This window comes from Nonlabens sp. SCSIO 43208, from assembly GCF_050703575.1.
Classification (GTDB): Bacteria; Bacteroidota; Bacteroidia; order Flavobacteriales; family Flavobacteriaceae; genus Nonlabens; species Nonlabens tegetincola.
This window is the reverse complement of the sequence record NZ_CP065365.1, coordinates 1,480,105-1,502,151: the sequence shown is the minus strand read 5'-3', so window position 1 is coordinate 1,502,151 and position 22,047 is coordinate 1,480,105. Positions and strand designations below refer to the sequence as shown.

Sequence of the window (22,047 nt, the reverse complement as noted above, 5' to 3'; positions counted from 1 at the left end):
CGTAGTCTTTACAACAGTCCAAATTGTTCCAAATGATGTGTTACATGTTTACGCTCCAGCAAGCTCCATTCGTATTTAGAAAGCGGTCCAAAAACAGCATTCTTTGTAGTAGCTTTTGGATTACGCTTAAAGTAATCTATGTACCCATTACGAGCCTCAAAAAGTTTTTCAATAGCGGTTGCCAGGTCTTCATGTTGTAGCTCCTCTAGGCTTCCATCTTGTTTCATTAATGGCATCTTGAAATCACGCGGCATTTTCTCATAATTCCATAAGGTTGCTGCCACTTTTTCTAGATATTTTTCTGGTGTTGCTACTTCAAAATCTTGAATCTCACCACTAGCAATTCTGTAACCATGCTCTAGATGCTCGACCATGTGCTGCATGGTCATGCTGCCCCATAATGGTTTTGTTTCTGGGTTCGCTTTCGCGAAAGCGGAACGCATAAAACGTTCATTGATTTCTGGAAATGTTGTTTGCTTTTTCTCTACCATCGTAAGAATAGTCGCAACCGCAACGAGAGCTTGTGCTTCTTCGTCCGTTTTACCGTTTTCATAATCAACTGGCTCTGCGTCAAAAACCTCAACATACCATTTTACGATACCACTAGGATGCTCACGACCGCTTACATCGCGCTCGCGTTTTTCTTTACAAGTTAATCGCACATAAATCGTATCGTTGTGGTATAACGGTCTTAAAAAACGAATATCTTCAAGTCCATAATTGGCACTTACTGGGCCTTTATTAGGATAAACGAACAAACCAGCAGCGGCACTAATGATAAAGTAACCATGCGCTGTGCGCTTTTTAAAAATGCTACCATCTAAACTGGTGATATCTGTATGGGCATAAAAATGGTCCCAAGTAAGATTAGCAAAGTTTTGAATATCCGTATCAGTAAGAGTACGCTTGTGCGTTTGCAGACTCATACCAGGTTTGATATCTTCATAATGATAGGCAAAAGGATGCTTTTCGGCTTCTTTGTACGCACCATTAGGTTGGTATATTCCTGTGACTTCTGTGAGTGTCGTCGGGCTACCTTGAACCGCACAACGTTGCATGTAGTGTTTGATACCGCGCAGTCCGCCCATTTCCTCGCCGCCACCTGCTCTACCAGGACCACCGTGTACTAATAACGGTAGCGGTGATCCGTGTCCGGTGGATTGTTTGGCACTTTCGGCATTTAAACATAGTATTCTTCCATGATGCGATGCAGCTTCTACAGTGTACGCTTTCGCGAAAGCGTCATCACCAGTAACCACACTGCTCACCAGAGAACCTTTACCCATTTGAGCCAACTCGATTGCCTCTTCAATCCCATTGTAAGGCATGATGGTACTCACAGGACCAAAAGCCTCAATCTCGTGAACCGCAATGTTTTTGAATGGGTTGTCTTCTCTCAACAAAATTGGAGACATGAACGAGCCTTTTTGGGCATCGGCGCCATGAACCTCAACATTATCTAAATCACCATAAACGATGTTTGCTGTCTCGGTTAGTTTTTTAATTTGGCTGATGGTTGTATCACGCTGATCATTATTAATTAACGCACCCATGCGTGTTTCCTTTAGTTTAGGATCACCTATAACAGTACGACTTAATTGCTTTCCTAAAGCGATCTGAACATCTTCAACCAGATTTTCTGGAACGATAATGCGACGTATAGCAGTACATTTCTGGCCGCATTTTACGGTCATCTCTTTACGTACTTCTTTAATAAACAGGTCAAATTCTACTGTTCCAGGAACCGCATCTTCTCCCAAAACACAAGCATTTAAACTATCTGCTTCCATTGTAAATGGAACACTCTCTTCTAGAAGCTGGCTGTGATTTTTAAGTTTACGACCTGTGGCAGCACTACCTGTAAAGGTGACTACATCTTGAGATTGTACAGTGTCCAAAATACTTGTAGTAAGCCCAGATAACAATTGCAGTGATCCTTCTGGTAAAATACCGCTATTGATAATCTCACGCACTACAGCCTCTGTTAGGAAAGCTGTTTGAGGTGCTGGTAATACCACTGCTGGCATTCCTGCCATCCAGTTTACGGCACATTTCTCTAGCATTCCCCAAACAGGGAAATTAAATGCGTTGATATGAACTGCTACTCCTTTTTTAGGTACTAAAAGGTGGTGTGCCATAAAGCGTCCACCACGCGATAAATCAATAGGCTCACCTTCTACAGCATAACTTTGGTCTGGAAAGAGTTTACGCAAACTGGCATTTGCAAATAGATTACCAAATCCTCCTTCTATATCTATCCAGCTATCTACTCTCGTTGCACCGGTGCGGTAACTAATCTCGTAAAACTGTTCCTTGCGCTTGGTAAGATAAAGCGCCAGTTTTTTAATCATATTACCACGCTGCTGAAAGGTCATATCTCTAAGGATTTTACCATTATCTCTACCATATTGCAAGGCACTAGCGATATCCAACCCTTCTGTACTTGTTAAGCCTATTACGTCACCTGTAACAGCGTCGTACATATTACGAGCATTTCTATCATCTCCTGTTAACCATTGTCCATTTATATAAGAAGGTAAAATCATAATATCGTGTTGTTATCAGGCTTTTAAAGATGATAAAGCCCTTAATTCAAAATTCGCATGATTGATTGTTACGAAAATAATAAATGATAACAGTACAAGACTAACATTTGTTAGTTAATTTAAATTCTTTAAATTTTTTGTAAGAAATTGGATTTACTATTGATTGAAAATAAAACTGTTAAACCAAGAATAATACCGATTATAGATTTAAATAAAACCGCATGATCCATTTACTCGTAAACCTAGACTGTACAATACGTTTGCAAAAAAAATGAGAAATGAAATTCCTGTGGTTATTATTAATGTGTTCCATACTGTCTTTTTTTGGTCAGGCTCAAGTAGGAATAGGCACTACTAATCCTGCAATTGGGACTATTCTTCACATAGATGATTCCAGCGGAATTAGAGGTGTAAAACTACCCGATGCTAACCTCATTGATCTTAATACCATAGATCCTTTACCTACAGGCACACATGTAGGAACCATGGTTTATAACATTAACTCCTTCACTGGTCAAGGATTTTTTTATTGGACTGGCTTTGTATGGGCGCCTTTACAGTTGTTCTCTGAAAGAGCTGCGAAATTTCAGAATCTTAAAAATATAGAGACGACTAACGATGTTAACCTTAATACTACTGCCGGTGTAGATGTGGAAATTATGGATGGCGTTGTGTTTAATGATAATCTAGATCTTTTTGAACAAGTAACTGATGCTAATAATCGTGTAACTAGAATTAAAGTAAAAAAATCTGGCAGATACAAAATCACCGTTTTTATAGGTTTAGAACAAGATGATGCCACAGCAGGATCTTCATCCATACAAGGAAGAATTCGAATAAAAGATTCGATGAATTCATTGAGGTTTGAAGGTAGTTCTCACCGAAGTTCTGAGATGGATCGAAATGGTACCGGTGATGATGATGGTACACTTTCATTTTCAGAAATTTTAAATCTTGATGAAAATGATGAAATCTCTATTAATTGTTCCAATCTAGAAGGTACTGCAGCTGTTTATCAACGAGACAAAAAAGGCTCTGCATTTATAATAGAAAAAATCAGATAAAACATTCAACTCATAACTTAATCCCTATTCTTTTGAAGACAATTACAGTTTTATTAGTAATCCTATTACCCCTACCAATTCATGCTCAAGTAGGTATAGGAACCAGTCATCCTGCCACAGGAACTAGCCTGCACATAGAAGATTCTACAGGAACAAGCGGTGTACTTTTCCCCAAAGTAAATATCCTAGATTTACAAACAGTAGATCCACTTCCGACAGGTACGGAAAACGGGACCATAGTCTACAATACAAATCTTACTACTGGTGAAGGTTACTACTATTTCAAGGACGGTAAATGGGAACCCATTTTTGGGGTTGTAGGCTCTATGGCAAAATTTACAAACCTTTTATTCTCCACAAGTTCCAAAAATTTAAATACAGGAGGCTGGACAACTACTCAATTATGTACTAGCACTTATTTTAATGACAACGCAACCGTATATCAAGAATCTGGCAATACAACTTTGACTGTAGGTCAAACTGGTAGGTATAAGGTTGTTGTCAATATATCGTTAGAAGGCTTTTCTGGTAATAGCAATCAAGCATTGCTAGCTGTAGAATCTACATTACGTATAAATGGCACTCAAACTGGTGGTATCTATCGCAGTCAAGAAATGATTTCTGCAAATAGCTCTACACCAGATTATAGCAGCATTAGTATCACCGAAATTATTGAATTAAATGCCATGGATAAAATTACTGTAGTAACCAGACGTACTCAAGATACTGGTACAGTTTATTTACGCTCTGAAAGGTCCTCGAGCATCTTTATTGAAAGATTAGATTAATTATCAAACCCCAGTTTAAAATTTAACTAGGATTTGATACTTAGACAGTTACCTTACAAACTAGCATTCTCAATCACCATCGCATAACCTTGACCTACACCTACACACATGGTAATAAGCGCATAGCGTTTCCCGGTAAGTTGTAATTCCAACGCCGCGGTATTTGCAAGCCTAGCTCCTGTCATTCCAAGTGGATGACCGATAGCAATGCTTCCACCATTAGGATTAATTCTAGGGTCATCATCTGATAGTCCCCATAAACGAGTGCAAGCTAATGCCTGTGATGCAAATGCTTCATTTAACTCTATAACATCCATATCATTCATAGTTAATCCTGCTTTTTCAAGCGCACGATTACTAGCTTCTACAGGTCCTATTCCCATTATACGAGGTTCTACTCCTACTACAGCACTACTCAATACTTGAGCTCTAGGCGTTAAATCATACTTCTTGACAGCATCTTCACTAGCAATAACTAATGCAGCAGCACCATCATTAAGTCCGCTAGAATTTCCAGCAGTCACTGATCCACCTTCTTTCTTGAAAGCTGGACGTAACTTTGCAAGTATTTCTTTGGAAGTAGTAGGTTTTATAAATTCGTCTTGATCAAAGACAATTGGGTCTTTTTTACGTTGCGGGATTTCAACAGCTACAATTTCTTTAGCAAGTCTTCCATTTTGTTGCGCAGCAGTAGCTTTATGCTGTGACCATGCTGCAAAGGCATCTTGATCTTCACGAGATATACCAAATTTCTCTACGAGATTTTCGGCTGTATTTCCCATTCCATCCACACCATACATTTCGGCCATTTTGTGGTTTACAAATCTCCAGCCAAAACTACTATCATACATCTTACTGTCATTACCAAAAGCACTACTAGGTTTTGCTATGACGTAAGGACCACGTGTCATATTTTCTACACCACCGCATACAAACACATCGCCATCACCAGTCTGAATAGCACGATGAGCGTGTACCACACTACTTAAACCAGAGCTACATAATCTATTAACTGTTTCTCCTGGAACGCTCCATGGCAATCCAGCAAGTAATCCAGCCATACGTGCTACATTACGATTATCCTCACCAGCTTGATTAGCACATCCCATAATAACATCGGCATAGGCTTCTTTTGGAATACTAGAGTTCCTGTCAACAACAGTTTTTATAACAAGAGCCGCCATGTCATCTGGACGTACTTTTGAGAGCGTTCCTTTGTAATTTCCTACTGGCGTTCGTACACCATCGATGATATATGTTTTTTTCATAAAGTATATAAATTACGCTTTCGCGAAAGCGGAAAAGTAAAATGATTTTCATCAAAAATACAAATAAGAAACTCGGTAGATGTATCCTCAAACTCTTAAATTTGAAGATCAAAATTAATCTATGAAAATTAAGACAGTAGGAATAATAGGTGCTGGAACAATGGGTCGTGGTATTGCACAAGTTGCAGCTACCGCTGGATGCACGGTTGCACTTTTTGATACGAATCAAGATGCTCTGGATAATGCCCGTGCCTCTCATGAAAAAATCATGAATCGATTGGTAGAAAAAGGACGTATCGATGAAGATGAGAAAAACCGAATTCTAAGTAATATCACGTATGTGGATGCTGTCTCCGCTTTCGCGAAAGCAGACCTCATCATAGAAGCCATTATAGAGAATATTGACATTAAGAAAAAGGTTTTTCAAACTATTGAAAAAACTGTTTCTGAATCATGTATCATCGCATCAAATACCAGTAGTTTAAGTATCGCGAGTATTGCTGCATCACTAGACAAACCTGATCGTTGTGTAGGTATTCATTTTTTCAATCCTGCTCCATTAATGAAATTGGTAGAAGTTATACCAGCGGTACAAACTAGTGAAATAACTTTAAACACTAGTGTTGCTACTATTAAAGAATGGGGTAAGGTTGTGGCAGTAGCAAAAGACACACCAGGTTTTATCGTTAACCGCGTAGCACGTCCTTTTTACGGAGAAGCTATAAGAATTTTTGAAGAAGGCATTGCCGATATTCCTACCATAGATTACGCTTTAAAGGGTTTAGGTTTTAAAATGGGACCTTTTGAGCTTACAGATTTCATAGGCCATGATGTAAATTATGTAGTGACTGAGACTGTATTTAAGGCTTTCTATTACGACCCGAGATACAAACCTAACTTTTCTCAAAAAAGATTAGTTGAAGCTGGATGGTTAGGCCGGAAAAGTGGTAGAGGTTTTTATGATTATAAAAATGATGAAGCCGCTAATTTCTATGGAAAACAACAACCAAACAAAGAGACAAAACTCATCGAGAATATTCAAGATAGAATCCTTGTCATGCTTATTAATGAAGCTGCCGATGCTTTGTTTTTAAATATAGCAAACGCTACTGATATTGATACCGCCATGACTAAAGGCGTTAATTACCCTAAAGGACTACTATCATGGGCTAATGAAAAAGGAATTTCATGGTGTGTAAATCAATTAGACTCGTTATACGATCTGTATCGTGAGGACCGTTACCGTTGTTCACCTCTATTAAGAAGATTGAATGAGCACGGTAAGCAATTTGATATTTAATGAGATACGTAGGTTTATTAAGAGGTGTTAATGTAGGCGGCAAAAACAAACTTCCAATGGCTGAATTGAGGAAAGCTTTAAGCTTTCTTCCTATTGATAACTTAGTGACATACATACAATCTGGAAACATTGTCTTTGATTCTGATTTTAGCAGTACAGAATGTTCTACTCTCATATCAAACACTATATCTCAAAATTTTAACCTGAACATTCCTGTAGTAGTTTTTGAACAAGCTAATATTATAGAAATATTAGATTCTAATCCATTTAAAAAGCTATGTGAGGTAGAGAAAAAATTCATGTCTTTTGGATTTCTTGATGAATACCCCAGTAAGGAAAATTGTGAATTATTGGAGTCTTTTTCTAATGAAAAGGAGTTCATCAAAATAACAGAAAATATCATATTTTTTTACTGCACTATCGGGTTTGGTAAAACAAAATTGACTAACCATTTTATGGAGAAGAAACTCAAAGTTTCTTCGACTATGAGAAATTATAACACCACTTTGAAATTATCAACACTGTAGAATATGGACGGAAAAGAAATACCTAAAAAAATGCTTAGTCTAGATCCTTTTTCACAATGGTTAGGTATCGAGATTTTAGAATGTGAGGTAGGCAAAGTTACATTGGGAATGACTGTAAGACCCGAAATGCTTAATAGCATGGGTAAAGCTCACGGTGGCATTACCTACTCCTTGGCAGATAGTTGTTTTGGTTTTACTGCAAATACACATGGCAAGTATGCGGTCTCTATTGAAACTAGTATCAATCATATTGAAGCACTAGAAGCAGGTGATTATTTGATAGCAACTTGCACTCTTAATGAGACAAGAAATAAAGTAGGTTTCAATATTGTTGAGGTTTACAAGGGCAAAACTTTAGTTGCGTTATTTAAAGGAGTAGTTTACCGCACCAATAAGAATTGGGAATAAATCATATTTGTTAAGAAATAACTTAGAAAAATAAACTTATTGAGTATCCAAATATGCAATACCACTAAGTTTTTCTATTTTTACACATTACCGGTAAATTGAATTAATGACATCACTAGATAATCTTATAACAAGATTTAAAAATAAAGAGGTTGATGCTTTTGAAAAGCTATACGAAATGTATAGCGATAGTATCTATGGTGTCATCATGAATATCGTGAGAAATGAAGAAATGGCGACTGAGCTTTTACAGGATTCATTCTTAAAAGCCTGGAACAACGCAGAAACTTACAATTCTAAAAAAGGAAGGTTTTTCACCTGGATGCTTAATATAGCGCGTAATAGCGCAATTGATAAGACAAGATCCAAAGCTTTTAAACAATCACGTAAAAACCTAGACTCTAGTTTATTCGTAGATATTATACCAGACAATGAAAATCTGGATAACAAGACGGACGCTATAGGCATCAAAAATTATGTAAAAGCCCTTGGTGAAACTTGTAAACAACTTATAGAATTACTTTATTTTAAAGGTTTCACTCATAAAGAAGCCGCTGAAGAATTAGGCAATCCTATTGGGACGATTAAAACTAGGAATCGTAATTGCATCAAACAATTACGCGATATGGTATTATAATGAAGGATGTTAAAGAATACATAGAATCTGGAATTCTTGAGCTATATGTAGCTGGGAAACTTAGTGAACAGGAAAATCAAGAAGTTCATGAGATGATGTATGAACATCCTGAAATTAAAAAAGAAGTTGAAGAAATTGAAAAAGCGATTTTGCTATTAACGGCATCAGTAGCTCCAGGAACAGTTTCCTTCAACAATATTTTAAATCATGTAAACTCAAACGATAAAAGAGTAATACCGTTAAAAACTAGATATAATTGGGTTACCTATACCGGTTGGGCAGCAAGTATTTTATTAGCAGCTGGCTTAGTTTATAATTATCAGTCCAAAGTTGATTTACAAGGCGAATTAGAACTAACAGAGAGAGAAAATCGAATTCTTGAAATTAAGTTTGAAGACTCTCATGAAGCTCTAGTTCAAACACAAAATACCTTAGATGCTATAAGAAGTAAAGACGTCATTACTATACCTTTAGGAGGTCAAGGTAATTTTGCCGACTCTTATGCTAAGGTATACTGGAATAAGGAAGATAATTCTATTTATATTGACGGTTCTGGCCTACCAGAAACTCCAACAGGTAAAGTATGGCAAATATGGTCTTTAACTTTAAATCCGCTTACTCCGACTAGTTTAGGAACTATTGACAGTTTCAATGATGATGAAGACAAACTATTTAAGTTTGAAAATGAATATAGTAGTGAAGCTTTTGGGATAACTCTAGAACCAAAAGGCGGAAGTGAATCTCCTACTATGGACCAACTACATACTCTAGGAGTAGTAAATTCAAATCCTTAAAGGGTTCATTTTTCATTAATTCTATAATTCTTCTTAAAGTAAATTTTTCTCCTTCGTTTAAGGACTAATTTATTAATTGCCTTGTCCAGCTATTGAACTTTCTTATATCAAATTTGAAGATTCCGTTTAAACTAGTTCAGTGAATTCTTTTTAATAACATTAATTGAAATCAAAAACGCCCGTATTCAATATACGAGCGCTTTTTCAACCAACTAACTAACCAATTAACTATTACAATTAGAAAATAAAAACCTTAAAATTATCTCAATCAAACCATCGGCTAGTAATCAGTATATTCTAAACATATAAAGGTTTTAAAATGTGTATGTAGCAATACCTCTTATATAAAAAGGTGTGCCTGGAGTAAAATGTAATTCTTCTGTACTCGCAGATTCATTTCTTAAACGAGATTCAGTAGCAAACTGCGCCTCATTCCAATCAATATCAAATAGATTTTCTACTCTAACTCCAAGTGTGAGCTTATTAAACTCATAAGACACATTTAAGTCAAACACTGTATAACCTTCGGCTATGATAGTGTTGTCTTCATTTGCTGGCCTATCATCGATGTATCTCATTTGCAGGCCACCTGAGAAATTTTTAATATCCTTAAAGTATAAACCAGAGACCAATGTAAAGTCAGGAGCCAAAGGAATAAAATCCTCTCCATCAAGTTCATCAATAGCTCTTGCTTTAGTATAAGTTGCATCTGCATTTAGAAAAAGCCAATCGTTTAATTGGTATCTAGTACTTAAATCAATCCCGTATCTTCTTGTTTTTCCACTAGGCTCAACTATCCCGGCATCACCAACATACACAAACTCTTGTTCTAAAAACAAATACCACAAAGCGCCTTCTACTAATAACCTAGGTGCAGGTTTCCAGGTCAATCCTAAATCCGCGTTATAGGATCTTGGTAATATTTCTTCACCTTGATTAGCTACAACTACTCGGGCATCATTAGAATGAAATCCTAAACCAGATTTAGCGTAAACTTGAAAATCATTGTTTATAGTATAGTATAAATTTAGTTTTGGATTAAGAAGGGTTTCAGTTTCAGATTGGGTTTCATAATTTTCTTGTAACTGATCGTTATATAAGAAATTGAAATGATCCAATCTCACACCTGGCTGAATTTTAAACTTACCAAAATCCAACATTGCTTCTACATAGGCACTTGTATTGGTTTGATTAATATCACCTAACTGTAACACTTCAAGAGTTGTTTTTCTGTTTGCTGTTCTGGATAATTCAACATCATTATTAACATCGTGCCTTAAACTAAAACCATAACTCAAATCAAGATCAAAGTTTGAGAAATTCTGGTTGTAGTTAAACTTTGTATTTATACCATATATATCACGATTCTCACGTTGTTTAATCTGATCACCATTAATAGGATCCTCTAAAAAGAAAGTAAAGTTTGAGAAAAGTTCAAAAGTATAATTAGAATAAAAAGCATTTGCGGTTAAGGTTGTGTTTTCCGAAAGAATTGACTGGAAACTTATATTGAAATTAGTTCTTGAAGTATCACCACCTTCCGTATCATCTATTGCACCAAAACGTGTAATAAGTCCTCTATCAACTGCTCGTTGAGGAATTTGACCAGATGCATCCCAACGGCTTGTGAAATGAGAAGCCGTAAGTTCTACTCGATCTCCTGAAGCTAGATTCTTAATATACTTTGTAAATAAATTGATTCTATTAAAATTTTGTGGAGATTCGAATGGACCATCACTCTCTAGGTATTCTACAGCTAGATAAGCATTATCAGTGCTCTTTTTATCTAAGAGGTTAAACATACCGACTGTTCTCAGTGTATTAAATTGTCCAAGACTCAGGCTCAAACTATTCTTTTGTAAATAATCTTTGGTTTTAAAACTTACATATCCAGCTGTATTGAAATCTCCTTTATCAGCATAATACGCGCCTTTACCAAAGTCAATAACATCTATCGTTTCTGGAATTAAAAAATGAAGGTCGCTATAACCTTGTCCATGAGCATGTGATACCATATTCACAGGCATGCCATCCACATCGATTGCCACATCAGTTCCATGGTCAATATCAAATCCACGTAAGAAAATTTGTTCAGCTTTACCACCACCAGCGTGTTGACCAATGAAAAGACCTGGTACTTTCCTTAAGATTTCTTGAGATGATGTTACAGGTGCAATTTCAAGATCTATTTTGGAAACTGTGGAAGTAAGATTCTTTTGAGAGGCTACAACCAGTTCCTTAAGCTCTACTGGTTTCAACTTCAAAACAATTTTATTATCCAACATGGTTTCAACTTCTAATAGTTGGGTAGAATAACCTAAAGACCTATACATGACAGTATCTCCAATTCTTGTATTCAATAATTCGAACCTACCTAATTCATTACTATGAGTGTGTTCTTGGGTTCGTTGGTTTTCTATATAAACATCCTGTAATGGTTGATTAAATTCTGATACAACTGTTCCTGAAAACTGTTGTGCATGCAATAAGGAGCTTATTAAAAATGTAGCTAAAAAAAAGGCGTTTTTCATTATAAAGTTTTAATCTTAGAAGTTGTCACAGGTCCTAATTCATATGAGCTCGCAAGTAATTCTTTTTTCATTTCTTGAACAATTTCTGCACGGTTAACATTTTTATAAATTTTAGCCATGTGTAATAATGCCAATGGTTCAAAAGTTTTACCATACACCTTGTCATCAATTATTGCAATAGCTTTTTCTGTTTCTCCAAGATTATAATAACTCCAGGCAAGTAAATCATATGCCATAGGAGTTGGTCTGTTTGCTACTTCAATTTTTGCTATTTCTAGAGCAACCTCTGGTTGTTTAACCTCATCAATAAAAATTGCGATGTCATAAGCATTATACATATCACCATAATTGTCATCTTTAGTTAACAATTTATATTGGTTTAATGCTGTTTCTTTTTCAACTGCATTACCTGAGTATTCAGAAATTTCGGCTTTTAATAGATACAAATCCGGAGACTTATAGTAGGACAAACAATGATCTATAATATCATTTGCATCGGACACTTTATTTTCATGGGAATATAATATCCACGCGATACCTTTTTTAGCATAGGCATCCTCTGGCTTTAACTCTAATGCTTTTAAGTAATGATTATAACTTTTTTCTATTTCACCAGCATGACCATAAAAATCCGCAAGATTTGTATAGGACCAATATTTGAGAGAAGACAAGTTTGAGGATTCTGCAATTTTGGTAGCCTTTTCCATATTAAAAATAGCATTATCCAAATTACCCTTATGATCTTCCCATTTTGCTACTCTTATAAAGTAATCAAATCCACCATCGTTTCTTATGGCATCTAACTGTTTTTCTGCTAGAGAATAGTTTCCTAGTTCCAAATGGACATCAAATAACATTTTTTGAGTAGCTAAAAGACCATCTCCTATATTTTCTGCATCTTCCAATAACGTTAGAGCTTCTTTAAAGCGATGTTGAGATATGTAATTTGAAGCTAAGGATCTTAAGTAGCCCGGTTCTCTATTTTGTGTTAATTCAACAGCTTGATTCAAATCAGCCTCTGCTAATTTTAGATATTCAATTTTTGCAGTGAGATCAAATAGACTAGAATAGACATTTGCTCTTTTTACGTAATAAGGATGTTGATTAGGTGTTTCATTTATTTTGTTAGTCCAGAATAGTGCATCTTCAAGTTGCGACTTTAAATCTGGTGTTTGGTTAAGATACTCTGCATATTCGTCACCAGTTTTGAAGGTGTTTTCACAACTTATAGACATGGCGAGTAACATTGCGAGCAATGAGTAAATAGTAATTTTCATTTTTAGGTTTTTAAGATTTTTAATATTAAGAGACGAGCTTTTCATTAAGAGAACCTTTAAAAAACTCGCCTCTAAGTAAATGGGGAATAGATATCAACTAGCTACTCACCTACCAAGGTGAAGCTAGGTAAGGGAAAGAACTATCAAATTGTTTATCATTAGCATCAACATTGTCATTTGATAAACCAGGATTTTCAGAAAAATCTTCACCTCCAAAAATCAATAAAAGTTCTACTGTAATAACATCATCAGTTAAAGCACGACCCGTTAATACATTAGTCCCATCAAAAAAGGTTGTAGTCCCATCTAGTGATACATTAAGGACATCTGTAGCAAGTAAACCTGTAAAGGCAGCAGCATCTTGTCCTAAAGCATTTTGATCACCAGGATTTGCAAAGGCCGGACTCAATCCAGTAAGATTGTTTTCAAACATCGTTTGAAACATTGCATTTTGATTAGATGGAATTGTGGTATTAAAATTATCTTTCATTCCAGAAGACACAAAGACAGTATTAACCGCTGGTCTTCCCATTTGATCTTGTTGTACAAATGTTCCAGAAAAATCTGGTCCTTGTGGAGTTGTATTTATATCGTCGTCGTCACTACAACTAACAGCTGTAAAAGCTAAAGAGACAACTAGAATCGATATCTTAAAAATATTAGATTTCATATTAATTCGTTTTAAGGTTATTGTTTTCTTTTAGTCTCTACCCAAGTATTGATAGTTCCTGATCCACCTATCATAGACTTAGGCACCTCAACTACAATTGACATTACATTAGTACCAGCAAAGGTGTCAGTACCAGGATTATTAAAACTTGTAGCATTTCCGGCGATGATCTCGCCATATTGAGCAAAATCCATGAAAAAAGGATCATCTCTAGGACCTGCAAACGCCATCATTCCATTTGAACTTTCAACAATAGCATTTTGACCATACGGCGTAATATCCACTACTAGTTGATTGTTTGAATTGGTAAGAATACTACTGTTAAGACCAGTTCCCATAGGAGCATCTGGACCAAAAACATACATTTGCCCATCCTTTGGAATAGCTTGTATTACTAGATCTTCAACATTATCATCATCGGTATCAATGTTGAATTCAACTAACACGTTTTCATCAAAAGATGCTGCTCCAGTTGCATTTGGCGATAACAACCCTTGCACATTTGCAACAAATGCAATGTTATTAGAGTTTTCACCTTGGAAGGCATAAAAATCGGTGATATCACTTGTACCACCTTGTACTGCAGGCGCGTCAATATGATCTGCTGCGATCACGACTAGACCTACGATTGCCATAGCGGCAAATAGTAAGTAAAATTTATTTTTTTTCATAAGTGTGAGAATTAAAAGTTAATCGGCTCTCAATTCTATTTACGTCAACTTATGAAAAGTGGTTTTGTTAAAGTTTTATTAAACCATATTAAAGCACTATTTTACAGACTAATAGGTTCGTTTTTATATTAATTTCCTTTGAACTTTGGACTGCGTTTTTCCATAAAAGCTGCAACACCTTCTTTGTAATCCTCGGTTTGTGCGCTTTCAATTTGAAGTTTACTTTCTAAGGCTAATTGTTGTTCAACGTTGTTTGAATAACTTGCGTTGAATGCTTTCTTTGTATTAGCCAGGGCAATGGTAGGTAGGTTTGCTAGTTTTTCTGTTTTAGCTTTCGCGAAAGCTAAAAACTCATCATCTTTTATCGCTTTATAAATCATACCCATTTGTTCAGCCTCGTTTGCGGTAATTTTATCGGCTAGCATAGCGATAGCACTCGCCTTACCAAAACCAATTAATCGTGGTAAGAACCAGGTCCCAGCACTATCTGGAATTAACCCTATTTTACTAAATGCTTGAATAAACGCAGCACTTTCTGTCGCAATTACCACATCACAACACAATGCGATGTTTGCTCCAGCACCAGCAGCAACACCATTTACTGCAGCTACAACAGGTTTTTCTAGTTCACGTATCTTAATCACGATAGGATTATAATGGTCGTCTAGTATAGCTTTAAAACCAGGATTAAGTTCTGGATCAGTAATCTCTTGAATGTCTTGACCAGCACAAAAAGCTTTCCCTTCTCCAACAATCATTACAGCACGCACATCATCTTCTTTACAACGATCCAAAGCATCTTGCATCGCATGGGCCATTTCTTTATTAAAAGAATTAAAAACCTTGGGTCTATTAAGAGTTATGGTGGCGATATTGTTTTCAATTTGAAGCAAAATACTGTTTGACATATGTTTTATGTATTTCTACCTAGGGCTAAACCTGGGTTGATGAATAAATGATTATTAATTTATGTAAAGTTAATGGTTAGTACGCTTTCGCGAAAGCGGAATTAAAATCGATGTAGATTTAACTCTAAGTTAATCGAAGAGTTCAAAATCTTTTATATTTTCAAACAAACTACCAGCCATGAAATACTTCTCTGTCATAATAGTGCTATGGAGCGCTTTAGGATTTTCACAACAAGGCGATATAGATTTTGAATTAGTGGTGAGTAATGGGCCGATGGGTGGATATGCAGATGTTACTTACTATATATCAAATTTATCTCCTACAGCAACCTATACTAATGTCACGATCAATCATCCCGATGCAGTTTTACAGAATGTAGTGGTCACTCCATCTACCTTGCCACCTGGTATTCAGGTATATTTAACAGGTCGTATACCATTGTCTGGAGACAATTATGCAGGAATAGGATTGCGCAACACTCAAGCTACTCTTACTGCTAGTGATGGAACTACTACAATTACAGAACTTTCTGACGGTAGAGATTTTCAAGGAAACAGTATGGATGATGGTCCAACTGATTATTTTGTTTTAGAATCACCTAGTTATGGTGTGATTTATATTGACGACAATTTGAACGGTCAATACGATGCAGGAATAGATACATTCTTACCACAGGTAAGGATAAATTTATATGATAGTGCTGGTAATACAGATTTTTTGATGACAAATGAAACTGGATGGTGGTATTTTGATAATAGTTTTCTACAGAATAATAGTACAGGTAATTTCACTTACGGTGCCATCATAGACGTTAATTCACTACCTGCAAATAGTACACGTACCTATCAACTTACAGATGGTGATAATCCCTTTATCCCTAACGGTACTCTTGCCTTTAATTTTAATATGAGCCACGGTTTTGTGTCATCAGATTTTGGCACCATAGAGGCAAGTGCCTTTTTAGATGAAAATAACAATGGTATGCGTGACACAAACGAAGTCAATGTCCCATATGTCGATTTTGAATTTATTAAAGATAATGATCCAACTAGTGCTTTGATAATTAACTCTGGTAATGATGGTATTGTAAGACGCTTTGATAGTAATCCAGGGATCCAATTGAACGATGTCAAAGCTATACTTACCAACAATTCAAGTTTTTACACTATAACAACACCAGATTACGACGATATTACCACGACGATCAATCAAACATTTTACGCTCCACTTGCCCTGACAGAAAATTCTAGTTCCAATAGAGACACTGCTGTATACCTAACAAATGTGGCATCACCAAATCCAGGGTTTGCCAGTAGATGTAGAATTACAATTGACAACCGCAGCCCTGGAATAAGCACAGGTAATTTACAATTCACTGCAGATCCAAACGCAAGTATTCTAAATGTGTTTGATCAAAATGGCAATGACTTATTGGTGAATGGAGTTGCTACGGCAACAACTTCTGGGTTTATTATGAATTACTCCATACCCTATTTTTCTCAAAAAGAGATAGATGTAGTTATGGACACGCCAATCACAGGTGTACAAATAGGAGATGTTTTCACTCATAATTCTACTATATTACCCACATCTATAGATGTAGACACTGGTAACAACACTCAAAACATTGATGTTAGTGTAATTGCTTCATATGATCCTAACGATATTACTGAAATAAGAGGTCCTTCAATTCCTATAAATTTATTTTCTACCAGTGATTTTTTAGAATACACCATACGGTTTCAAAATGAAGGAACTGCAAATGCCCAATTTGTACGAATTTTGTCCTCGGTAGATGCTATGCTTGATTTAACGACACTAGAAATGCTTTCTAGTAGTCATAATTATACTTATACTATAATTGGTAACGAATTAGACTGGTATTTTGATAATATTCAACTAGTTCCACAATCGGTAGATGAACAAGCTAGTCAAGGCTATATAAAATACCGTATTAAACCTCGTGCTGGTTTTTCAGTAGGTGATGTTATTAGTGCCCAAGCAAGAATTTTCTTTGATTATAATCCCGCTGTTTTTACTGAAGAATGGACCAGCACATTTGATTCTTCAGCGTCGATTAATGATTCTAGAGAAATTGTTACTGTATATCCCAATCCTATAAATAACCATAATGAATTACACATTTCACAATTAGAAAATGGAAAATTTGAGTTATTTGGGGTAACAGGTATACTATTATACAGTGGCGAGTACCATGAAGGTGTCATAAAACTAAATAACCTTTCTCCAGGAATCTTTTTTTTGAAAGTTATCGGTAACGGTAGGTCTGCCGTTATTAAATTAGTTAAAGAATAAACCTCTTCTTACTTCAAACACTTGAAATAGTCAAAGGGCTCTAGACAATCATCACATTGAAACATTGCTTTACAAGCTGTTGAACCAAATTGACTGACTAGTTTTGTATTAGTAGAACCACAGTTGGTGCATTTGACCAACTTTTTATTATTAAGTAGAACATCCTTATCGGCAGTTGGTTCTAGAGGAGCAGCTATACCATATTCTTCCATAGCTTTACGACCACGTTCTGTAATCCAATCGGTTGTCCATGGTGGCGACATGATAAGTTGTATGGTGGTTGTGTAGCCCGCTTTCGCGAAAGCGCGATCTAAATCATCTCCTATAACATCCATTGCCGGACATCCACTATATGTAGGTGTAAGTTGAATGGTTACATGATCTTCATCCAATTGCACACTTCTGATTACACCTAAATCAATAACACTCAAGACTGGAATCTCTGGATCAGAAACAGACTCTAAAATATCTAAAACATCTTTGGGTAAATCCAAAAATTGTTCAGAATTTAATTCATAAGAATTTGTTTTAGAATCACTACTCATCTCTATGTCTGTAAATATTTTATTTCTTTAGTTAGCCAATACATTGAAAATAATCTTTGCTTCAATTTAAAAATGGGTTAAACTCAATATTTGAACGCTCACATAAAACTAAGTACTAGTAAAACAATTAAATTTTTAAATACTCTTTATTTTAAAAGTCTCACTGCCAGTAATTTAAAACGAAAGTGCTATCAAAAAAGTTTTTAACCGCCGTTATAACTTACTGTAGAGGATTCACTCAATACTACCATTTGCTATTCGGGTAGGTACGCTGCATATATTGCATTTCTGCAAGGATGTATCCCATGTACTCACTGTGAAGTCCGTTTTTCCCTCCTTTTTGAAAGTAAGGTACTTCTGGAACTTCCAGGGTTGCCTCTGTTAGCAAGTTTTCTACTTTTTCATAATAGTACTCTCTTAATTGTAGCATATCTGGAGCTACGCCAGCATCAATCATTGCTGAATCAGATTCATTTACTTGAAAAAGTTCGTCCGTAAACACCCAAAGATCATTAACCGCTTTTTGAGCTTTATCATGACTTTCTTCTGTTCCATCACCTAATCTCTTTAACCAATCTCCTGAGAAACGTTCGTGATAACTCGCCTCTTTAATTCCCTTAAATGCTAGTGCTCTCAGTGTTTCATCGGCGCTTTGTTGCAAGGCATTCAAGAACATTTTATTAAAAACGTCAAAGAAAAACTGTCTTGCAATTACATAGGCAAAATCTGTATTAGGTTGTTGTACCAGTAATACACTTCTATACTCACGCTCTTTTCTTAAAAAGGCAATATCGTCCTCGGTACTTCCGTCACCTTTTATTTGAGATATATACTGATAAAAACTGCGAACTTGACCTAAAAGATCGAGCGAAATGTTTGTAATAGCGATATCAGGTTCTAGATTAGGTCCATGACCACATAGTTCACCTAGTCGTTGAGCTAAGATTAAATAATTATCGGCAACACCTAAAAGATAGTCTATCAGGTGTTGTTTATTTTCCTTGGACTCTAGGAATTGTGGGTTTAATTCTCTTATCGGTTTCATTTTCGCTAGTTGTAATTAAAGTCTAGTTTTAGGTATAGACTTATTTTATCTTAATCTCAATTAATGGCGTCATTACTAATTTAAAAGATGCCATATCAAAAGAGTTATATATTTTAATAACTATAAGAATATCTAATCGTAATTCTCATTTAAGATGAAGTGAAAATTAACATTCTTATTTCCATTTCCTTTCTGAACTAATATGTCCAATTTTCCCCAAACATCTCTTATAGTATTAGCATATTACATATGTTTCAACTCGTCAGGCAACTCATAAAAAGTAGGATGCCTGTACACCTTATCTGCAGCAGGCTCAAACAACTCTCCACTATCTTGTGGATTGCTTGCAGTGATATGTTTACTTTCTACCACCCAAATACTCACACCTTCATTTCTACGTGTATACACATCTCGAGCATTATTGAGTGCCATTTCTGCATCCTCGGCATGTAAACTACCACAGTGCCTGTGTTCTAGACCATTTTTAGATCTAATGAATACTTCCCATAATGGAATTTCTTTACTCATAATATATTAAGTTCTTGATTAGATAGCTTGCTTATTTTTACGCTCGTTTTGTTTCTGAGCGTATGCCATCGCAGCATCTCTCACCCATTTTCCTTTTTCCCAAGCATTTCTGCGATCATCCAGTCTTTTTTTATTCATTGGTCCATGCCCCTTTACTACTTGCCAAAACTCATCCCAATCTATTGGACCAAAATCATAACCTCCTTTATCTTCATTCCATTTTAATTCAGGATCTGGTATAGTAAGTCCTAGAATATCGGCTTGTGGAACAGTTTGATCAATGAACTGTTGTCTAAGCTCATCATTAGTTTTGCGCTTTAGCTTCCATTTCATGGATTGTTCAGTGTGCACACTGTCTTTATCTTCTGGTCCAAGCATCATTAAGGATGGCCACCACCATCTATTTAATGCATCTTGAGCCATTTGTTTTTGCTCTTCTGTACCGTTACAAAGCGAAAGCATAATCTCATAACCTTGTCTTTGGTGGAAGCTTTCTTCCTTACAAACACGCACCATAGCTCTTGCATATGGTCCGTAAGACGTACTACACAATGGCACTTGATTGATGATAGCAGCACCATCTACTAACCAACCTATAGCTCCCATGTCAGCCCAAGTTAAAGTAGGATAATTAAAAATAGAACTGTATTTGGCTGCTCCTGTATGTAATTGATTGTATAATTCTTCTCTCGAAATTCCTAAGGTTTCACAAGCGCTATATAAATACAACCCATGACCTGCCTCATCCTGAACTTTGGCTAATAACGCAGCCTTACGTCTAAGTGAAGGTGCTCTTGTGATCCAATTTCCCTCGGGTAACATACCCACGATTTCAGAATGTGCGTGTTGTGAAATCTGACGTATGTGAGTTTTACGATACTTCTCTGGCATCCAGTCTTTCGGCTCAATTTTTTCATCATTTGCGATTTTAGCCTCAAACTGTGCTTCTAAACTTTTAATTTCTGCTTCACTCATAATTTCTCGATATTATCACTTCATTACCTATAAGGTACTGTAATGTGGATTAAACTTAAATGGTTTATCAATAGTTCCTATTAAAGATAGGTACTTATTAAATTAAACATCATAATCAACTACTAATTTTTTACTAGTCGGAACACTTACGCAACTAAGTACCAAACCTTTGGCGACCTCTTCTTCAGTAAGAGCATAATTAACTTTCATAGCTACACTACCTTCTTTAACCTTGCACTTACACGTACTACACACACCACCTTTACAAGCATAGGGAAGATCGGCTCCTGCTGCAATCGCTCCGTCTAATACATTATCATAATCCTCACCTAATACAAAATGAAATTCTTTACTACCATCAATAATTGTGACCTCAACACCATCCACTTTTTGTTCAAGGGCAGCTGCAGCTCTTGCTTTATCTTCTTCACTTAAACCACTCACAAACAATTCGTAATGAACATTTTCAGCCTTCATCCCAGCAGCAACTAATTCATCGCGAATTAGAAAAATCATCTCTTCAGGTCCACAAATAAAAGCATGATCAGTATGCGGCGCATTAATCAACGTTTGAGTAAGAGTTTGCATCTTTTCCTTATCAAAGCGGCCGTTAAATAAAGGTATATCACGGTGCTCTCTACTCAAAAAATAAAACACTTCAAACCTGCTCAAATATTGATTTTTAAGAGCTTCTATTTCTTCCTTAAAAATGATTGAGCTAGCAGTTCTATTCAAATAAAACAATTTGAACTTAGCGAGTGGTTCTTTTTTCAAATGTGTTTTAATTATACTAAGCATAGGTGTAATACCCGAACCAGCAGCAAAAGCGACATAATTCTTACTTTCTGCCTCACTGTAACATTCAATACCAAAATCACCGCTAGGCGCTGCTACTTGTATTGAGTCACCAGCTTTAAGCTTTCGATTTACAAAAGTTGAAAATTTACCCTCATAAATTTCTTTCACGGCTACCTTCCACTCATCATCAAGAGGACTACTGCATAAAGAGTAACTGCGTCTAACATCCTCGCCATCGATTGTTGCTCGCAATGTCAAAAACTGTCCCTGACGATAATTAAACTCTTTTTTAAGTTCTTCGGGTACGTCAAAAGCAAGTACCGTCGTATCATCAGTTTCTTTATAGACCTCAGATAATGTTATGTTATGAAATGTATTCACGTTGAATAAGTCGTTGATTTGAAACAAAACTAACACTTGTTAGTTTGTGATGCAAATATGCTGTTTTAA

At 36.0% G+C, this 22,047-nt stretch carries 20 protein-coding genes; 8 read left to right on the top strand and 12 right to left on the bottom strand.

Translation table 11 applies throughout. The features are described from left to right. Positions 1–8: 8 nt before the first annotated feature. On the bottom strand, positions 9–2,546 hold the full coding sequence (gene paaZ / locus I5168_RS06825; RefSeq protein ID WP_167342401.1) for a phenylacetic acid degradation bifunctional protein PaaZ: 2,538 nt from the start codon (positions 2,544–2,546) through the stop codon (positions 9–11). A gap of 278 nt (positions 2,547–2,824) precedes the next feature. Between paaZ and I5168_RS06820 the strand changes: the two genes are divergently transcribed. Then, on the top strand, positions 2,825–3,610 hold the full coding sequence (locus I5168_RS06820) for a hypothetical protein (protein ID WP_431471304.1): 786 nt from the start codon (positions 2,825–2,827) through the stop codon (positions 3,608–3,610). A 32-nt stretch (positions 3,611–3,642) separates the two neighbouring features. Next, positions 3,643–4,398, top strand: coding sequence for a hypothetical protein (locus I5168_RS06815; protein WP_431471303.1), 756 nt, complete (start codon positions 3,643–3,645; stop codon positions 4,396–4,398). Positions 4,399–4,451: 53 nt separating this feature from the next. Here the strand turns inward: I5168_RS06815 and I5168_RS06810 are convergent, their stop codons facing one another. Beyond that, positions 4,452–5,666, bottom strand: coding sequence for an acetyl-CoA C-acyltransferase (locus I5168_RS06810; protein WP_431471302.1), 1,215 nt, complete (start codon positions 5,664–5,666; stop codon positions 4,452–4,454). 121 nt (positions 5,667–5,787) lie between these two features. Between I5168_RS06810 and I5168_RS06805 the strand changes: the two genes are divergently transcribed. From I5168_RS06805 to I5168_RS06785, 5 genes are all read left to right on the top strand, one after another. Further along, on the top strand, positions 5,788–6,966 hold the full coding sequence (locus I5168_RS06805) for a 3-hydroxyacyl-CoA dehydrogenase NAD-binding domain-containing protein (RefSeq protein ID WP_431471301.1): 1,179 nt from the start codon (positions 5,788–5,790) through the stop codon (positions 6,964–6,966). Continuing rightward, on the top strand, positions 6,966–7,493 hold the full coding sequence (locus I5168_RS06800) for a DUF1697 domain-containing protein (RefSeq protein WP_431471300.1): 528 nt from the start codon (positions 6,966–6,968) through the stop codon (positions 7,491–7,493). Before I5168_RS06805 ends, I5168_RS06800 begins: the two co-directional genes overlap by 1 nt. Positions 7,494–7,496: 3 nt before the next feature. Next, a complete protein-coding gene (locus I5168_RS06795) occupies positions 7,497–7,901 on the top strand; it encodes a PaaI family thioesterase (protein ID WP_338351016.1) in 405 nt (134 codons plus the stop codon). 106 nt (positions 7,902–8,007) lie between these two features. Further along, positions 8,008–8,538, top strand: a complete 531-nt coding sequence (locus tag I5168_RS06790) for an RNA polymerase sigma factor (protein WP_060524130.1) — start codon at positions 8,008–8,010, stop codon at positions 8,536–8,538. Then, positions 8,538–9,332, top strand: a complete 795-nt coding sequence (locus I5168_RS06785) for an anti-sigma factor domain-containing protein (RefSeq protein ID WP_431471299.1) — start codon at positions 8,538–8,540, stop codon at positions 9,330–9,332. The genes I5168_RS06790 and I5168_RS06785 overlap by 1 nt, the downstream gene beginning before the upstream one ends. A 314-nt stretch (positions 9,333–9,646) precedes the next feature. On the opposite strand, the gene I5168_RS06780 is transcribed toward I5168_RS06785, so the two are convergent. The 5 genes from I5168_RS06780 to I5168_RS06760 all read right to left on the bottom strand — a co-directional run bounded on the left by I5168_RS06780 (position 9,647) and on the right by I5168_RS06760 (position 15,389). Then, positions 9,647–11,863 (bottom strand): TonB-dependent receptor, encoded by a 2,217-nt coding sequence (locus tag I5168_RS06780; protein ID WP_431471298.1) that lies wholly within the window; start codon positions 11,861–11,863, stop codon positions 9,647–9,649. Continuing rightward, a complete protein-coding gene (locus tag I5168_RS06775) occupies positions 11,863–13,140 on the bottom strand; it encodes a cell surface protein (protein ID WP_431471297.1) in 1,278 nt (425 codons plus the stop codon). Before I5168_RS06775 ends, I5168_RS06780 begins: the two co-directional genes overlap by 1 nt. Before the next feature lie 109 nt (positions 13,141–13,249). Then, the gene (locus I5168_RS06770) at positions 13,250–13,810 is read right to left on the bottom strand and encodes a DUF4331 family protein (RefSeq protein ID WP_060524122.1); all 561 of its coding nucleotides are present in this window, start codon (positions 13,808–13,810) and stop codon (positions 13,250–13,252) included. Between the two features lie 17 nt (positions 13,811–13,827). Then, positions 13,828–14,481: a DUF4331 family protein gene (locus tag I5168_RS06765; protein WP_060524119.1), complete on the bottom strand. Its 654-nt coding sequence runs from the start codon at positions 14,479–14,481 to the stop codon at positions 13,828–13,830. A gap of 128 nt (positions 14,482–14,609) precedes the next feature. Continuing rightward, positions 14,610–15,389, bottom strand: a complete 780-nt coding sequence (locus I5168_RS06760; protein WP_338351020.1) for an enoyl-CoA hydratase-related protein — start codon at positions 15,387–15,389, stop codon at positions 14,610–14,612. 178 nt (positions 15,390–15,567) lie between these two features. Between I5168_RS06760 and I5168_RS06755 the strand changes: the two genes are divergently transcribed. Continuing rightward, entirely contained in the window at positions 15,568–17,706 is a 2,139-nt protein-coding gene (locus I5168_RS06755) for a T9SS type A sorting domain-containing protein (protein WP_431471296.1), read from the top strand. 8 nt (positions 17,707–17,714) lie between these two features. Here the strand turns inward: I5168_RS06755 and paaD are convergent, their stop codons facing one another. From paaD to I5168_RS06730, 5 genes are all read right to left on the bottom strand, one after another. Then, on the bottom strand, positions 17,715–18,251 hold the full coding sequence (gene paaD, locus I5168_RS06750) for a 1,2-phenylacetyl-CoA epoxidase subunit PaaD (protein ID WP_105019511.1): 537 nt from the start codon (positions 18,249–18,251) through the stop codon (positions 17,715–17,717). Between the two features lie 244 nt (positions 18,252–18,495). Next, positions 18,496–19,296 (bottom strand): 1,2-phenylacetyl-CoA epoxidase subunit PaaC, encoded by an 801-nt coding sequence (gene paaC / locus I5168_RS06745; protein WP_105019512.1) that lies wholly within the window; start codon positions 19,294–19,296, stop codon positions 18,496–18,498. A gap of 243 nt (positions 19,297–19,539) precedes the next feature. Beyond that, positions 19,540–19,824: a 1,2-phenylacetyl-CoA epoxidase subunit PaaB gene (gene paaB, locus I5168_RS06740; protein ID WP_042277605.1), complete on the bottom strand. Its 285-nt coding sequence runs from the start codon at positions 19,822–19,824 to the stop codon at positions 19,540–19,542. Between the two features lie 18 nt (positions 19,825–19,842). Further along, positions 19,843–20,799 (bottom strand): 1,2-phenylacetyl-CoA epoxidase subunit PaaA, encoded by a 957-nt coding sequence (gene paaA, locus I5168_RS06735; protein WP_042277602.1) that lies wholly within the window; start codon positions 20,797–20,799, stop codon positions 19,843–19,845. A 102-nt stretch (positions 20,800–20,901) separates the two neighbouring features. After that, on the bottom strand, positions 20,902–21,978 hold the full coding sequence (locus I5168_RS06730) for a 2Fe-2S iron-sulfur cluster-binding protein (RefSeq protein ID WP_431472758.1): 1,077 nt from the start codon (positions 21,976–21,978) through the stop codon (positions 20,902–20,904). Between the last annotated feature and the right edge of the window lie 69 nt (positions 21,979–22,047).